Origin of the sequence: Paenibacillus sp. FSL H8-0259 (genome assembly GCF_037963255.1) — a bacterium.
In the GTDB taxonomy this organism is placed as follows: Bacteria; Bacillota; Bacilli; order Paenibacillales; family Paenibacillaceae; genus Paenibacillus_AQ; species Paenibacillus_AQ phytohabitans.
This window is the reverse complement of the sequence record NZ_CP150147.1, coordinates 3,811,029-3,826,061: the sequence shown is the minus strand read 5'-3', so window position 1 is coordinate 3,826,061 and position 15,033 is coordinate 3,811,029. Positions and strand designations below refer to the sequence as shown.

At 51.4% G+C, this 15,033-nt stretch carries 12 protein-coding genes and 1 pseudogene; 1 reads left to right on the top strand and 12 read right to left on the bottom strand.

All coding sequences use genetic code 11. From position 1 onward, the window contains the following. Positions 1-7: 7 nt before the first annotated feature. The 9 genes and pseudogenes from NSU01_RS16270 to NSU01_RS16230 all read right to left on the bottom strand — a co-directional run bounded on the left by NSU01_RS16270 (position 8) and on the right by NSU01_RS16230 (position 11,680). Positions 8-1,351, bottom strand: coding sequence for a hypothetical protein (locus NSU01_RS16270; RefSeq protein ID WP_076244964.1), 1,344 nt, complete (start codon positions 1,349-1,351; stop codon positions 8-10). Beyond that, positions 1,348-2,436 carry a DUF58 domain-containing protein gene (locus tag NSU01_RS16265; RefSeq protein ID WP_076244962.1) on the bottom strand — a complete coding sequence of 363 codons (1,089 nt, stop codon included), beginning with the start codon at positions 2,434-2,436 and terminating at the stop codon, positions 1,348-1,350. Before NSU01_RS16265 ends, NSU01_RS16270 begins: the two co-directional genes overlap by 4 nt. 3 nt (positions 2,437-2,439) lie before the next feature. Next, positions 2,440-3,417 carry an AAA family ATPase gene (locus NSU01_RS16260; RefSeq protein WP_076244960.1) on the bottom strand — a complete coding sequence of 326 codons (978 nt, stop codon included), beginning with the start codon at positions 3,415-3,417 and terminating at the stop codon, positions 2,440-2,442. A 94-nt stretch (positions 3,418-3,511) separates the two neighbouring features. Continuing rightward, positions 3,512-4,603: a GerAB/ArcD/ProY family transporter gene (locus NSU01_RS16255; protein ID WP_042137005.1), complete on the bottom strand. Its 1,092-nt coding sequence runs from the start codon at positions 4,601-4,603 to the stop codon at positions 3,512-3,514. 18 nt (positions 4,604-4,621) lie between these two features. Beyond that, positions 4,622-5,770, bottom strand: a complete 1,149-nt coding sequence (locus NSU01_RS16250; protein WP_042137003.1) for a Ger(x)C family spore germination protein — start codon at positions 5,768-5,770, stop codon at positions 4,622-4,624. After that, positions 5,767-7,215, bottom strand: a complete 1,449-nt coding sequence (locus NSU01_RS16245) for a spore germination protein (RefSeq protein ID WP_042137001.1) — start codon at positions 7,213-7,215, stop codon at positions 5,767-5,769. Before NSU01_RS16245 ends, NSU01_RS16250 begins: the two co-directional genes overlap by 4 nt. 184 nt (positions 7,216-7,399) lie before the next feature. After that, positions 7,400-8,377, bottom strand: a complete 978-nt coding sequence (locus NSU01_RS16240) for an aldo/keto reductase (protein ID WP_042141158.1) — start codon at positions 8,375-8,377, stop codon at positions 7,400-7,402. A 97-nt stretch (positions 8,378-8,474) separates the two neighbouring features. Next, positions 8,475-9,644 (bottom strand): annotated as a pseudogene (locus NSU01_RS16235) (right-handed parallel beta-helix repeat-containing protein); the annotation flags it as partial. 1,175 nt (positions 9,645-10,819) lie between these two features. Continuing rightward, complete coding sequence (locus NSU01_RS16230; RefSeq protein WP_042136999.1) at positions 10,820-11,680, bottom strand: DUF421 domain-containing protein; 861 nt, start codon at positions 11,678-11,680, stop codon at positions 10,820-10,822. Positions 11,681-11,903: 223 nt separating this feature from the next. Here NSU01_RS16230 and NSU01_RS16225 point away from each other — a divergent pair, with 223 nt between their 5' ends. Next, positions 11,904-12,110, top strand: coding sequence for a DUF1657 domain-containing protein (locus tag NSU01_RS16225; protein ID WP_042136998.1), 207 nt, complete (start codon positions 11,904-11,906; stop codon positions 12,108-12,110). Positions 12,111-12,203: 93 nt separating this feature from the next. On the opposite strand, the gene NSU01_RS16220 is transcribed toward NSU01_RS16225, so the two are convergent. The 3 genes from NSU01_RS16220 to NSU01_RS16210 all read right to left on the bottom strand — a co-directional run bounded on the left by NSU01_RS16220 (position 12,204) and on the right by NSU01_RS16210 (position 14,990). Then, positions 12,204-12,797, bottom strand: coding sequence for a protein distantly related to SAM-dependent methyltransferase (locus tag NSU01_RS16220; protein WP_076245007.1), 594 nt, complete (start codon positions 12,795-12,797; stop codon positions 12,204-12,206). Positions 12,798-13,016: 219 nt separating this feature from the next. Continuing rightward, complete coding sequence (locus tag NSU01_RS16215; RefSeq protein WP_076244958.1) at positions 13,017-14,081, bottom strand: Gfo/Idh/MocA family oxidoreductase; 1,065 nt, start codon at positions 14,079-14,081, stop codon at positions 13,017-13,019. A gap of 21 nt (positions 14,082-14,102) precedes the next feature. Further along, a complete protein-coding gene (locus NSU01_RS16210; RefSeq protein ID WP_076244956.1) occupies positions 14,103-14,990 on the bottom strand; it encodes a sugar phosphate isomerase/epimerase in 888 nt (295 codons plus the stop codon). Positions 14,991-15,033: the final 43 nt, after the last annotated feature.

The following is a 15,033-nucleotide window of genomic DNA, read 5'->3' as shown; positions in this document are numbered from 1 at the left end:
GGATTAGCTACAGCTTCAACTGTTCTTTAAGTGCCGTAATCTCTTCAGCAGAGAGCTCAGTGAGGTCTGACTGTTCCTCATCTGCATATCTGGCTTTATTATAAAATGCAAGCAGGCGGTTATAGGCTTCCCCTTCGCTGCCCGGGTATTTGCGCTGCCGCTTCTGTCCTTCCGACCATGCTGCCACATCGGCAGCCGTCTCCTGAGGCGTCAGATATGCCTTCACCTCATACCCGTCAGTATGCTTGGCGCGGAGCCAATGACGATAGAGCCAGCGGATGCGTGCCCGGCTTCCGTCCATCGTCTCCCACCGGTCCCGGCGGCTGGATGGTGTACGCCTGGTACGAAAGTAATCCCTGAAGCCCTGAACGGTCTGCTCCCAAGTGAACAGGCTGGTCTCTTCATCCTGATAACCGGCAGCAGCTGCAGGCGATTCTCTGCGCAGCACTGTCAACAGCCAGTCCATTGCTCTGCGGAGCAGTCCACCGGTATTTCTGTATAGCCAGCGTACTCCGTAATACAGCACCACAACTATTGCAGCTGCACCTATAATATAGAAGCCAATGTTAAGAATTGCGGCCAGAATGCCAGGTTCACCGGCTTCCGCTGCCGGGAATTCCTGAATGGCTTGTGGAGGAGCCTCCTCCGGCGGAGGTTCCTCTGCACCGGAGGATAGCCGGCTGAGCCAGGTGAAGAAGAGCCTCACCGCATTCCACAGCAGCATACCCACCGTTTTGCCGCCGCCCGCCGCCAGGACTGCCGCCAGGACAATGAATCCCGCCAGATACAGGCGGTTATGCCGCCGCAGGCCTTCAGGCAGACGTGCAGAATCACTGTTTAAGGAGCTGTAGCGCAGATGGCTGCTGTTGGAGTCAATCAGTGCCAGCACCAGGCATAAGCTTCCGCTCCAGGTTAATATAGTCACATTAGCCTGAAGCTCCGGAATCTGGGAGAAGGCTATTGAACCAATGAAATAGATTGTGATTCCGGCCAGATAGATTCTGAACCGGTTCACCCGTGAAGCTGTAGTCATGCCAAGATACGCACAGACTGCGGCACCCGCTACCAGCGGTATGCCCGGGAGTGTCAGTGTGCTGCTTATCAGTCCGGTCAAGAGACCCAGCAGCAGCGCCGCCAGCAGCTGCTGCCATAACCGGCTGCATCTATGCCGCAGCAGTACACCGCCTGCAACCAGCAGCGGTAATAGGTAAATCCACCGAACCGCTGCTTCACCGGATTGCAGATAAGTCTGCAGCGCCAGCCAGAGGGGCAGAAGCAGCAGCCAGTCTATGAAAGCAGTAATCCATAGCGCAAGGTTGGCCTGGAATGAAGATGAGAAACGGAGTTTCATAGCGCTGCACCGCCTTCTTCCGGAATATCCAGCCATTCTACTCCATTCCCCATGAAGCTCAATACCGCAGCGGCATCCTGCAGTTCCGCCCCCCGGTGACAGGTAATGATCAGATAATCCGTATCGCCTTCATCCTTCTCTGCTTCAATCTCCATCAGCCTGCTCATTGGCAATGTTCTGTCCAGATTCAGTCTGGCCAGCATGCCAAGGAATTCTTCAGCCTGTGATATCGGCCAGGTATCCACCGGATCTCTTGCCCCGCCGCCGTCCAGCCTTCCGTTGCTGAGCAGCCGGGTCTCAATGCCATGGCTGATGGCATATTCAGCCACGGTCGCCGCATACCGGATGCCTAGCTCGATCCGCTCCACATCGGTTACGGTCCGCCACATGGAATCGCTGATCTCCACGTTCAGGCAGATTACAAGCCGTGAATCGGCCGTGAAATCCTTCTGATGCACCTGCATGCTTCCTGTCCGGGCTGTCGCTTTCCAGTTGATCGAAGCCAGGGAATCCCCTGCACTGTACTCGCGGGTACCTGCAGTAAGGAACGGATCTTCTACAATCCAGCGCTTGACGGGCAGCTCGCCGAGCCAGCTGTGCACCGGCAGCGGAAGCTCATGAAATTGAAGCAGCCCCGGGTAGACAAGCAGCTCCAGCTGCAGCGGGAAGGTCTTCGATTTGCGGCTCATCCCGAAGAGATCCCCTGTGGTCATCGTCGCGGTCTCCAGAAGAAACAATCCGCGCTCCCGGCAGATCACGTTATGCCGGCGTTTGATGTGGCGGTAAGACCTGAGAAAGAACAGGCTGACATGATTCTGTGAGATCTCACCGCTGCTGATGCCCAGATTCTCCTGGGAGCCGAACTCAAGCCCCCGGGCGATACTGGATTCCAGACGCAGCCAAGGCAGCGGAAGCAGCTTCTTATTCATGATCTCCTCGACCATCTCCACCTGCTCTCCTGCATATACGGCCTTGGCCGAGAAATAGCGGGTATATGTGACCTTCTTAAGTGCGTTACGGTCGTATATAACAGAGACGAACAACAGCAGAAACAGCGTGCTTGCAATGAACCACGGCAGCGACATGGCTCATTCCACCCTTCCGCCTCTGGACAGGACAGCAGCCTCCGCCGGAACCTCCACCTCGCGCAGCACCTGTAGCACGACCTCTGCCGATTGCCCCTCGCGGACTCCGGGTCCGCGCTGAAGGATTAGCCGGTGTGCAAGCACCGGAACGGCCACGGCCTTAATATCATCCGGAAGTACATAATTCCGCCCTTGAATCAGAGCATATCCCTGCGAAGCGCGCAGGAGGGCGAAGCCTGCCCGGGGGCTCGCACCCAGCCGGACAGCAGGAGATCTACGTGTAGCCTCGACCACACTGATCATATACGCCAGCAGTTCATCACTTACATTAATACCAGCGGTAAGCCGCTGCATCTCTTGAATTTCCTCTGCACCTGCAACCGCACCGGTATCCTCCAGCGGGTTGTTCTGGCGGAACCGCTGCAGAATATGAACCCCTTCATTAAATGTGGGGTACCCTGTTGTAATCCGCATTAAGAACCGGTCGAGCTGTGCCTCCGGCAACGGGAACGTCCCCTGGCTGTCAATCGGATTCTGCGTGGCGATGACCAGAAACGGCCGCTGCAGCTCATGAGTCACACCGTCGATGGTAATCTGCCGCTCCTCCATACATTCCAGCAGGCTTGACTGGGTACGCGGAGTGGCCCGGTTAATCTCATCAGCGAGCAGAATACTGGCGAATACCGGACCTGGACGGAATTGAAATTCCCCGCTTTTCTGGTTGTAGTAGTTGATGCCGCTTAAGTCAGAAGGCAGCAGGTCGGGCGTGAATTGAATCCGCTTGAATGTGCAGTCCAGCGAGCGGGCGAGTGTTTTGGCAAGCAGCGTTTTGCCTGTTCCGGGCACATCCTCCAGGAGTACATGACCATTTGCGAGCAAAGCTGTCAGCAGCAGGTTTACACCATCTTCTTTTCCGACAATAACCTTAGCCAAATTTCCCCTTATCGATTCAATTAGAGCAGATGCTTCTTGAAGATTCATGTATAATGACACCATCCTATTCCAAAAAAAGGTATGTACTATAGCTTAATCATACCAGAAAGCGTCTACATTATATAATTGGGAGAATCAACAGTCATTTCAGCTGCTTGCCGGACTTCGAGCGTACCCATGCTACGATAAAATAGTACACCGGTATAAACTCCACAATCAGCCAAAAAATACTCGTATTGAAAGAATAATAATTGTGGTAATATACGGCCACATTCATCGAGTATACAAATGCAATTGTAATGGAACAGACCGTCAGGAGCGGAATCATAATTTTTTTTGCTTTTTGTCTGGTAAGATACAAGGCGCATTTATAAGCAACATAGATCATAAAAGAGCTGTGAATGAACATTGAGGACGACCATATGCCAATCAGAATCGGATCAGAGTTTCCCAGGAGATCATCATTCGAGGAACTGCGGATCATCTGCAGGAAGGGAAACTGCAGTTCCTTCCCGAGATACGGGCCGAAATTCAGCATGGTCATAAGCCATACTATCAGAACAATCAGTATCACAGTGATCCCCCCCAAACTTAGTGGCTTCATGATCTTATTGCTGATCTTAAGCTCCGGGGCAACAAAAAGAAACACAACCCATTCGCCAAACCAGGACATCACCGTAATCGAATCCTTAATGACGATGCGCGGGTCATGATAATGGATAAATGCCGGAAGCATAGAATATTCTGCATGCTGGATGAATAAATACGTACTTAGAATGGCGAAGACAATGCAGATCAGAGCAATGCCTTCCGACATATACACCATAGAGGCAAAACCCAGATGAGCGGTGTACATAATGACCAGACCTACAACAAGTATAATAAAAAGCGGGGGAGTTCCGCGCAAATAATTGCCTCCGAAGAACAGTGCGAAATTGTGTATATCATATGATACGTAATAAATACACCAGCACAAGAGCAGAATCACTATGATTCCATGCAGCCACTTCCCCATAATTTCTGCCCCGAACTCAACCCAGCCTATTCCCGGCTTGAGCTTTCCCACCATGATCGTGAAATATAACAGAATCAGCCCAAGGAAACCGCCAAGAATCAGGCTTATCCATCCTTGATAGGATGAGGTTTCAATGAGACCGGGAATCAGAAACATCGTACTTTGAGAGCCAAGGTATACAATCGAGAACCGAGTCATTTGCCATTTAGATGTCCGCATATTTCCTCCTTCGCCCCCTTATTTCTCCGAACCAAAATCCGCAATTTTAAAATCAGCTGTCACCTTGATCCGGGCCTCCCTGCTGTAATAATCCTCCCAGTGATCACGCAGACGTTTCCATTCTTCCGGATAATTCCATTCCAGCAGCATACCGAGCTGAAGTACATCTATTCCCGCCTTCTGCACATTTTCCAGCGTCTCCGAAACTTCCTTTACCGCTTTCTCCTGAAGTTTGGTCTTAAGCAGATGGCTGAGCTGGTCCGCTTTACGTTGTTTGGAATCCTTGAAGGAGGTTATACTCGCCCGGCCTTTTAGCTTCACATGGAATTCTGGCCCTTCAGGAGTCATCTTGACAGAGGAGGAGGTTTTGTCATTCAGAAAATACGCAGTGGCAGTCCCCTTGCCGTCATCATCCCAAGCAAACGAATTTACAGATTGAACATAATGATCTGCTGCCCAAGCCAAGGCTCTACCCTCTTTCACCTTCAGTATGGCCTTCATCTTCTTATCCTGAAACAGCATCACACCGTCTACCCCGCACCAATATTCCGTTTTCCCCTGCTCGGAAGTTTCACTTTTTTTGCCGAAAGATAAATAATTCATGGCATAGCCCATATGGTAGGATTCCGACAGTATGCAGTCTCTGATTGTTGTGCTGAACAGAATCTTTTGCCTGGCCATATTATTAAGCACCTGATCGGGCAATTGCTCGAAGACCGGTGTCAGCATCGGGATCTCCTTAGCCTTGCCTGGAGCAGCCATAATATAGGTTCCGAGAGAATTCTCAGGCTGCCGCTGGAACCATTCCAGCATATCTCCTATCCCCTGCTTGGCATATTGTTTGCCCAGTACAATAATCTTGAGATGTGAAGCCTCCATTTTGCGTGACAAATCCTTCTGAATCAGCAGGATAGCTTCCGGAATGGTCGGTGCAGTCTTGGATACCATAGAGTAGCTCTTTCCGTCTCCAGCCGCGCCCCCTTGTGCGCCTGAATCCAGACGGTTCGGGAGCGGCGAACTGATAGTCACCTCAACCGTTCCGGGTTCCTCACCAACATCAATAAACAAGCCAAATACAAAGGTCAATTCGTCGAGTTCCAGCTTGGACCAGCAGCCGGTCAGATTCAAAAGCAGCACTAACACAAGGATCAGCTTGAGGGGCTTCATTGCTTCTGTCTCCTTTTATTCTTCCTGTCGGTATAGGAGGAGCTGCGCTCCGTCATATACTGGGACGGAACACGGACCACGGTATCCTTCCAGTCTTCCAGAACCAGCGGAGCCACCGGTTGGAGAAAGGGAGTGCCAAACGATTTTAGATTAGCCAGATGGCCATATATGATAAAAACGGCGATGAAGACACCAATCAGTCCCATCGTCCCCCCCAGAATCAGGAGCACGAAACGCAGCAGCCTGAAGGTCAATCCAAGCTCAAGATGGGGGATGATGTAGGAGGCGATACCCGTAATGGAAACTACAATGACCATGGGTGCTGAGACAATTCCCGCCTGTACCGCAGCCTGCCCTATGACAATACCGCCGATAATAGAGACAGTCTGGCCAACCGGCTTCGGAATGCGGGTCCCTGCTTCTCTCAGTGCTTCGAAAGTAAGTTCCATGAGCAAAGCTTCCGTCAGTGCGGAGAAAGGGATATTCTCACGGGCGGCAGCAATGGTGATCAGCAGGTTGGACGGAATAATCTGTGCGTGGAAGGTTGTGATCGCCACATATAAAGAAGGCAGAATCATCGATATCAGCGAGAAAAAGAAGCGGACCAGCCGGATCCAGCTGCCGGCATAGAAGTTCTGGTAATAATCCTCAGAGGATTGCAGGAGCGCAAAGAAAGTTACAGGTGCCAGTAATGCCGACGGGGTACCGTCCTGCAATATGCTGATTCTGCCCTCCATCAACGATGCGGCTACAGAGTCGGGACGTTCTGTATATTGATAGATTGGAAAAGGTGAAAAATGCCCCTGGCGCATATGCTCAGCCAAATAGCTGATGCCCAGAATTCCGTCGACTGAGAGATTATTTAGTTTCTCTTCCATTTCAGCCAGGATTTCCGGCTTACAGAGCCCTTCGATATAAACCAGATATACATCGGTTTTGGTGTATCTGCCGATCGAGAAATGTTTGGTCTTCAGATCGGCATGCTTGATCTTGTGCCGCAGCAAGGACAGATTCGTCTGAACATCCTCGATAAAAGCCTCCTGGGGTCCAATGACCACCAGCTCGTTCTGCGATTCGGACACTGCCCTCTTCTGATACTGGGTAATTTCGAAATAATAGACATACGGCAGTCCTTCAATACAGAGAACCGGATTCCCGCTGACAATCAGCTCCACGGCCCTGTCCGGATGAAAAGCCTTCATATAAGGAATCGCAAAGGCTGAGCCGCGGTCCAGACGCTCCATGAATTGCGGCCAGTCCGGTTCACTGTTAGCCTCTGATTTCAGCGGGCTGGCAACAAACTCCTGCAGGCTGAGCATGTCCACGATGGCAGGTATATAGATCAGCATGCAGGCGTGTCCGTACACATGTATCGACTGGTATACAGCATCGCTGCAATCCGTGAGCTGTTCTTTGATGAGCTCCAGTATATTCTTGTCCGGCACCCTGCCTGCCTCCTTCCGGTTATAGAGAATCTTCCTTAGTGTGCCAGAACACCCTGAATTTATGCCCCCTAAGCGCAAATAGCCCCACTATGCGGGCCCCAAAATATATAAATTTCATTAAAAAAGGAGCCGGATCATCCCGGCTCCTTCATTAAACGGTGTATTATCGTTGCTGTATCTGTCCTTAGTAGCCCATCACAGGATGAGGAATATAAGGCTCCTCCAAACGGAGTACATCTTCCGGACTGAGCGTGACCGATACCGCTGCAGCAGCATCCTCCAGATGGCTCATGCTGGTCGCTCCGACAATCGGTGCTGTGACCGGCTTCTTCTGGAGGACCCAGGCTAGTGCAACCTGGGCACGCGGAAGACCCCGTTCTTCAGCAATCTCCTTCACTCTCAGCGCCACAAGGCGGTCGGCTTCCTCCGTCCGGGAGTACAGCAGCTTAGCAAATTGGTCACTTTCCGATCGGGTACTCGTCTCCTGCCAGTCCCGGGTCAGCCGCCCGCGGGCCAGCGGACTCCAGGGAATCACTCCGATCCCTTCCGCTTTGCACAGCGGCAGCATTTCCCGTTCTTCCTCACGATACAGCAGATTTACATAATTCTGCATCGATACGAATCGTGTCCAGCCGTGCCGCTCCGCCACATGCAGTGCCTTCAGAAACTGCCAGGCAGACATCGAGGATGCTCCGATGTAGCGTGCTTTGCCCGCCTTCACCACATCATGCAGCGCTTCCATCGTTTCTTCAACCGGTGTCGACGGATCCCAGCGGTGAATCTGGTACAAATCCACATAATCCGTCCCCAGCCGCTTCAGGCTATGGTCGATCTCGCTCATAATAGCCTTACGCGACAGGCCTCCGCCATTGGGGCCCGGGCGCATTTTACCATGCACCTTAGTAGCAATGACTACCTCATCACGGGAGGTGAAATCCTTGAGCGCACGTCCGACAATCTCTTCGCTGGTACCGTCAGAATAAATGTTGGCCGTATCGAAGAAGTTGATGCCCAGCTCCAGCGCTTTGCGGATAAACGGCCGGCTCTCCTGCTCATTCAGTGACCAGGGATGAGTTCCGCGCTCCGGCACCCCGTAGCTCATACACCCCAGACAAATCCGTGATACATCCAGTCCCGTTGTTCCCAGCTTCACATATTCCATAATCGGCAGCATCCTCCCTTTAGCAAATTAGATCCTATGAAACCGATTATAGTATACCGCTGCCGGCCGGAAATGGAAATCAGTCCTGTTATCCGGCTTATTGAAACGTAGCGCCGATGTTCGTACCGCTTGGCGTACCTGATCCGATCAGATCACTTCCGGCGGCCAGCTTCAGAAAGCTGCCGAGGCTGAACGAACCGTCCGCATTTCTCACGACCGAAGGTGTAAGACTGACAAAATCACTACTGCTTACGCTTAGGCCTTTGGCATTGGTGCTGGCATTGCTTTTCCACCATACATTGGTGCTGAGGATGTCCGTTCCGCTGGTCTTATCGCTGGAAGCGCCGGCAAAACTCAGATTATTCGTAAATTGATGAGTTCCTGTATCAAAGGCAAAATTGCTCTGACCATTGCTCCACGAGGTATTATTGGTCATTTGAATGGAACCTGGATTGCTATTGTAGGTGAACCCGTGTTTTTTGTTCTGAAAAGCGATGCTGTTCAACACGATGTGATTGACAGCAATCTTTTCACCGCCAAGCTTGAAGCCATTGCCGTCACTGTTCGCTGTGCTGTTTCCGTCCGAGGTCTGGCCGTTCTTATATGCAATGCTGTTCTTGATCGTGACCACCCCAATAGGGCCGGTATCCGATTTGGTATAGAGATCCCAGCCGTCATCTGTGTTCCAGGCCGAGATGCAATAGTCGAACACATTCCCGGGTCCAATCGTCAGCTTGGCGGCAAATCCGTCGGCATCCTCGCCATTATCCGGATCGAAGTTGTCATGGGAATACACGCCGATGATCTGGTTATAGCTGGGCCAATCGGCCATGTTAGACAAGGTAGAGGAATAGCGGCTGATTTGCAGCCCGGAGTCCCGGTTATGATGAACCTCAACATTCTGGATAATGTTGTAGTTACCGCCGATGAAGATACCGTTATCTCCTGCCCCTTTCACTTCAAGGCCCTTTACATTCCAGTAGTGTCCGAATATCTGCAGGCCGCGCTCAGTAGAAGCAAAGGTCTCTCCTGAGAAATCCAGTACCGGCTTCTCACTTCCGTAGGCCACCAGGTTCTTGCGCAGCCCGGAGCTTCCGCTGTTCTCCCGCTCAACCGTTACCGGGGCTGTGAAGGAGTAGGTACCTCCGCGCATGTAAATTGTTCCTCCGGCAGCCACTCTGGTAAGTGCCGAAGAGAGTGTCGTCGGACTGCCAATTGTACCCGGATTACCGGCTGCCCCGTTGGGTGCAACATACAGGCTTCCTGATACCGGTGTTACCGTTGGCGTCGGGGCGACCGTAGGAACTGGAGTTGGTGCTGTGCTCGGTGTTACTGTTGCTGTTGGTGTACTTACAGGGGTTGCCGTAGGTGCTGAAGTCGCAGTAGCTGTAGGGGCGGTAGTTGGACTTGCGGTTGCTGTCGCTGCTGGTGTTGCGGATGGTGCAGCGGTCGGAACCGTGGAACCTGCCCCGTTGACTACGACATTGTCGAATTTGACTGAAGTCTTGTAAGCGACAAGGCCAATGCCTCCGGCAGTCAAATTGTTATCGTGTGCATTTAATTGCAGCACATTATTCACATACATATTTATTGAATCTCCACTCAGCTCAAGCTTCACTGTGTACACAGTGCCTGTAGAAACCGCGAAGTCTTTGGAGGCCAGCGTTGTGCTCGAACCCGAGACTTTTTTGCGGATTTCGAGTGTGCCGCCATTGCTGTTCGACAAAGAAGCTGCGTAGTAGTTGTTCCCGTCCGTATACCGCCCGCACACATAAGTCCGGTTGCTTCCGTTGAAGTTATCCACCTTCACATCCGCTTGCACACTATAATCAGTCCATGTGCTGCTGCCTGCGGAGGTGCGGCCTTCTGTACTGGCAGATTGATAATATACCTTGGAGCTGCCATCCTGAATCACAGACCATGTACCTGTGGTACTGGTCCAGCTGCCTGCACTGCCGGATTCAAAATCATCATTGAACAGACTTGCCGCAGCAGCTGAAGGTATGCCCCATTGCAGCCCGCCCAAGACGAGCACTGAAGAAAGCGCAATCATTAAAGCATAAGTAAATCGCTTTTTTATTTTCACGTTAACATTAACCTCCAAAGTATTGGATTATTTAATAACCATTTGCAGCGTTTGCATTACGGTTGCAATTCCAACGAAAACTTGTCTGTCTAAGTGCAGCAGCTATACGCCATGGCGTTCCTCCCTTTGCCCGACTATGCAGATCACTGCTTTGTGTTCTTTTTCGCAGCAGCCAATCTAATCTCCACTATAAGTAAATATTTGTAATTGTACAGAGGTTTCAGAACCATTTTATTGTATTTCTTTGAATTATAGAATTTTCTATGAATTTTCCGCCGGACTCTTCTGGATTCACAGCGATGTGCATAGGAAATAACCCCACTATGTGGGGTCTTAGCTTCAATCAATATTTGGTGTCAATTTTGGATAAACGGCTTCAGCTTCTTCAGCAAGGTCTGCAGCTGTTCTGAGCAATTTTCGTACATCTGTTTGGCTTCTTTATGCTTCGTTGACAAGCTGAACAGCTCCAGATCGGCTTCGCATTTCTTCAGCAGCGCATACAGCTGGGGCTTGTCCTGCGGCTGCTGAACCTCCACATTATCCGTGTACAGATCTACGGTAAGCTCGCCGTAAGAGTCTACCTGGCCCAGGAATACATTCTCCACGCTCAGATCAAGCTTACCAAGTTCCCCCTCCAGCCAGCCGCGCGACAGATTCAGGGTATCGAGCGGTTCATCCATAATTTCGCCGTCCATAATCACAGCCTGAGTCTCTCTCTCTGGAGCAACCTTAATCCCAAGATGCTTGGGTGTAAGCGGCTGATTCTCACGGGTGAGCAGCACATTGATCGCACCGTCCGACTCCATAATGGCAAATTCAACATCAGCCACTTTGAAGACATCCTTTTTGCGCAGCTCCTCCAGCAGCTCGTCCGTCGACAGACGCTCCTTCTTCATATTGTCTTCCAGGATCTTACCGTCTTTGATCAGTACGGTCGATTTGAAATCAATGAAATCCCGCGCTTTCTTGCTCTTGATCTGAAGGAATTCAATTCCGAACGAGAAGGCAACCCAGACAATTAGTGCAATCAGGCCGAGGTGCCAGGTTTTGTCCGTATCCAGCGAGATATATGCTGCCAAGCTGCCTATAGTAATTCCCGTAATGTATTCGAAAAAAGACAGCTGTGAAACCTGACGCTTCCCCAGTATTTTAGTAAGGAAGAAAAGCACTACTACAGCAAAAATTGTCCGAAGAATGACCTCCAGTGCTTCCGGCATTCGTAAAACCTCCTGTAAAGTTATTCATTACCCGCATATATCGCATCAGCTTCATTATTTGTCAAAACAGGCGGAAAATAACCAAGAGAATAAATTCCTGCTGCCAAATGGGCGCACAGACTATCTGCCAAATGGGATTTGTTACCTGTATGTCCTGCTAAGGGATGCGGATACTACACTGTGAGATTCTGTTCCAACCCAGACCCGAGGAGGTAATGATCCAATGACTGTTGCATCACAGGTCAAAACCTGCGTAGCTTCGCTGAAGAGCGCCCAAGCCAGTCTTGAGCAGTTCGCCATGGAAACCCAGAACGAGGAAGCCAAAACCCTGTTCACCAATGCTGCAGAGCAGACGCTGCAGATTGTCCAGCAGGTGGAAGGCCGCGTAGCCGAAATCGAGAAAGAAGAGCCGCAGTATAAAGGGTTCTAACCGGCATTAGTTATTAAGAACGCAAAAAGGCTGATCCATACGCAGATTTCTCTGCTACCGGATCAGCCTTTTTGTTACTTTTAAATACAAGTCTCACACTTTAACTGCATCTGCAATTAATGAAACAAAACCTAACTTCCCCTCGGTATTACGGTGATCAAAACGCTTCGACCGGTAGATGAAACCGCCGCGCTCATCCCAGGGAAATTCATGAAATTGGCCGGATTCATCACAGTACTCCAGCAGTTTAACCTGATACCCTGCGGCAGTGAACATCTTCTGCAGAGTAATATAAGTATGTACGATCCGGTGAGAGGCAGCAGGATGGTCCAGGGGTCCCGGCCCGCCGATCTGCACAATGTTCTGATAAGCTTCATCCGGGAAGAATCCGTCCGGAACAGCACAGCGGATATATCCGCCTGGAGCCAGATAGGTATAACAGTTGCAGGCTGCCTGCACACCTTCCTCATAGGTCAGATGCTCCCAGACATGTTCGGCAAGAACGACCTTCAGGGAGCCGGGGCGGAATTTCTCTGACCAGTCCACTTCACGCAGCAGATTCAGTTCCGTTTCTTCCGTATGCAGCCATCCTTTGTTGTGCGGACTACCTCCGCTTCCAATCACTACTCTTAATGGTTCATTCAACCGGATCACTCCTTGATTAGCATCCACTACCCTGGTATTCATTGTAATCTCAATTGGAGTAATCAGGAATACAGCATTGTCAGATTCAGATGGATTTATGTGACTTATTTTGCATAACGGATTCTCAGTCCGCATCACGCTACTCGTCTTGTTCCAGCACTACCAGTAACCAGTTACAAGTTTCTTAGAGAATCGCTGATTTCCTATCTTTCACAAAAGAAAAGAGCCGCCGGTCGGCTGCCCTTCCCTCTTCCGCACAATTTATTTTTCCGGCACATTCCGCTCGGCATTCCGGATGAATTCGGCAATGTCCAGCTTGCTGCCTGTCCGCGCACTCTCCAAAGCGCCAAGCACCATCGCCATACTATAGCGGTTGTCGCGGCAGTCGGTCTCGGCTGGGCGCTGCTCCGCAAGCGAGCGGAACATCTCTTCGAGACAGCCCTGATGGAAGGTCTCCTCCATCTGCACAGCCGGCCCTTCTACCCGCTCATATTCATTGAGGAACTGTCCGGCAGCTTCACCGCCACCGATAATCTCGGCATACGGCATATCCCGGCCATCCCAGATGGCTGCCCCCCGTTCCCCCTGGACCCGCCATGAGGCTTCCCAGGACGTAGGCGCGCCTTCTGCACACCATGAGCCCTGATAACAGAATACGGAGCCGTCTGACATTTCAAAAATACAGATAGCCGCCGCATTCCCTTCATACCACGATCCTGGAGGGTTGAATTCCTGGCAGTACACACTTACAGGATCGGCGCCGCTGATAAAGCGGGCCTGATCGAAGGTATGGATGGCCATGTCCAGGAGCAGCGGGCTGTCCATCGCTTCCCGGAAGCCGCCGAAATGCGGAGCCAGAAAGAAGCTTGCGCTTATGGAGCCCGTCCGCCCTATGACTCCCGAGGTGATTAGCCCGCGCAAAGAGCGGATATGCGGATCATACCTGCGGTTCTGCATGACGGCATGGCTCAGCCCGGTACGTCCGGCCATGTTAACGATTTCATTACATTGCTCCATCGTTTCCGCCAGCGGCTTCTCGGTAAAGACATGACATCCGGCTTCCAGTGCCTTACTGGCAATACTGAAATGGCTGGAAGGCACGGTGATATCGAACACCAGATTGGCCGCTGTAGCTTCAATTGCCTGTGATATATCTGTAAATACCGGGCAGGTGAGTCCATGTTTCTCTGCCATAGCCTGCGCGGATTCCACCCGGATATCTACGAGGCCGACGATTTCAATATCAGCATGCTTCAGCGCATAGCTGATCCATTCATTAGCCATCGCTCCACAGCCCGCAACAACTACACGATACTCTGCTGTCATAGGTGTTCCCCGCTTTCTGGATTAGACCGGATTTGGCACGAAACTGCCGCCCCGGCAATTCTTCAAATAATGGAGCGCATGAACCTGGCCGGTCATTTCCAGATCGTCACGGTAAACGGGATCATGCCAGCCTTCGATGTCAATCGTTCCTGTGTATCCGGCCTGCCGCAGTACCGAGATTACATCAGTCCAATTCGTATCCCCGAAGCCCGGTGTCCGGTGCCACACATACGGTTTAGGTCCGTGAATTCCGTATTCCTTGATAATATCCCAGGCAATCGTAGCGTCCTTGCCGTGCACGTGGAAAATTTTGTCCGTCCATTTGCGCAGCTGCGGAATCGGATCAATCAGCTGCACCATCTGGTGGCAGGGCTCCCATTCCAGACCCAGATTATCGGCATTCACCGCATTGAACATCTTCTCCCATGCTGTAGGGTTATGGGCAATATTCCAGTCTCCGGATTGCCAGTTTCCATCCATGGAACAGTTCTCAAAGGCAATTCTGACGCCACGGTCCGCGGCTCTTTTGGAGAGCTCACCAAACACCTCTGCAAATTTCGGGATGGACTCCTCAATCGAAACCCCGGGCAGTCGTCCGGTGAAGCCGGAGACCATATCGGTTCCAAACAAATGGGCGTGGTCGATCAGCCGTTCCCAGCTGCCCAGCGCATCCGAGTTATCCCCAGTGCCTGTAAGCGGATTCCCGAATATCCCTACAGAAGAGATCACGAAATCATGCTCCGCAGCCAGTTCACGCACCCGTGCAGCAGTTTCTGTCAGATCCGTGTTTCCCGTTGTCTGCCAGAAGGTCAGGCTGAATGATTCGAACCCGTGACCTATAATTTGTGGAATCACTCTTAGTGCATCCCCGCCTCCCACCAGTGTCCCGATTCTCATTGTATCCTGCATCTTGTATACCACTCCAATATTGGTTTATAGTTAGTTCAACAAC

Excerpts from the sequence above, each read along its gene's own strand:
- NSU01_RS16270 (WP_076244964.1), bottom strand. The coding sequence starts at position 1,351 with ATGAAACTCCGTTTCTCATCTTCATTCCAGGCCAACCTTGCGCTATGG.
- NSU01_RS16265 (WP_076244962.1), bottom strand. The coding sequence starts at position 2,436 with ATGTCGCTGCCGTGGTTCATTGCAAGCACGCTGTTTCTGCTGTTGTTC.
- NSU01_RS16260 (WP_076244960.1), bottom strand. The coding sequence starts at position 3,417 with ATGAATCTTCAAGAAGCATCTGCTCTAATTGAATCGATAAGGGGAAAT.
- NSU01_RS16255 (WP_042137005.1), bottom strand. The coding sequence starts at position 4,603 with ATGCGGACATCTAAATGGCAAATGACTCGGTTCTCGATTGTATACCTT.
- NSU01_RS16250 (WP_042137003.1), bottom strand. The coding sequence starts at position 5,770 with ATGAAGCCCCTCAAGCTGATCCTTGTGTTAGTGCTGCTTTTGAATCTG.
- NSU01_RS16240 (WP_042141158.1), bottom strand. The coding sequence starts at position 8,377 with ATGGAATATGTGAAGCTGGGAACAACGGGACTGGATGTATCACGGATT.
- NSU01_RS16230 (WP_042136999.1), bottom strand. The coding sequence starts at position 11,680 with ATGCCGGAAGCACTGGAGGTCATTCTTCGGACAATTTTTGCTGTAGTA.
- NSU01_RS16225 (WP_042136998.1), top strand. The coding sequence starts at position 11,904 with ATGACTGTTGCATCACAGGTCAAAACCTGCGTAGCTTCGCTGAAGAGC.
- NSU01_RS16220 (WP_076245007.1), bottom strand. The coding sequence starts at position 12,797 with ATGAATACCAGGGTAGTGGATGCTAATCAAGGAGTGATCCGGTTGAAT.
- NSU01_RS16215 (WP_076244958.1), bottom strand. The coding sequence starts at position 14,081 with ATGACAGCAGAGTATCGTGTAGTTGTTGCGGGCTGTGGAGCGATGGCT.
- NSU01_RS16210 (WP_076244956.1), bottom strand. The coding sequence starts at position 14,990 with ATGCAGGATACAATGAGAATCGGGACACTGGTGGGAGGCGGGGATGCA.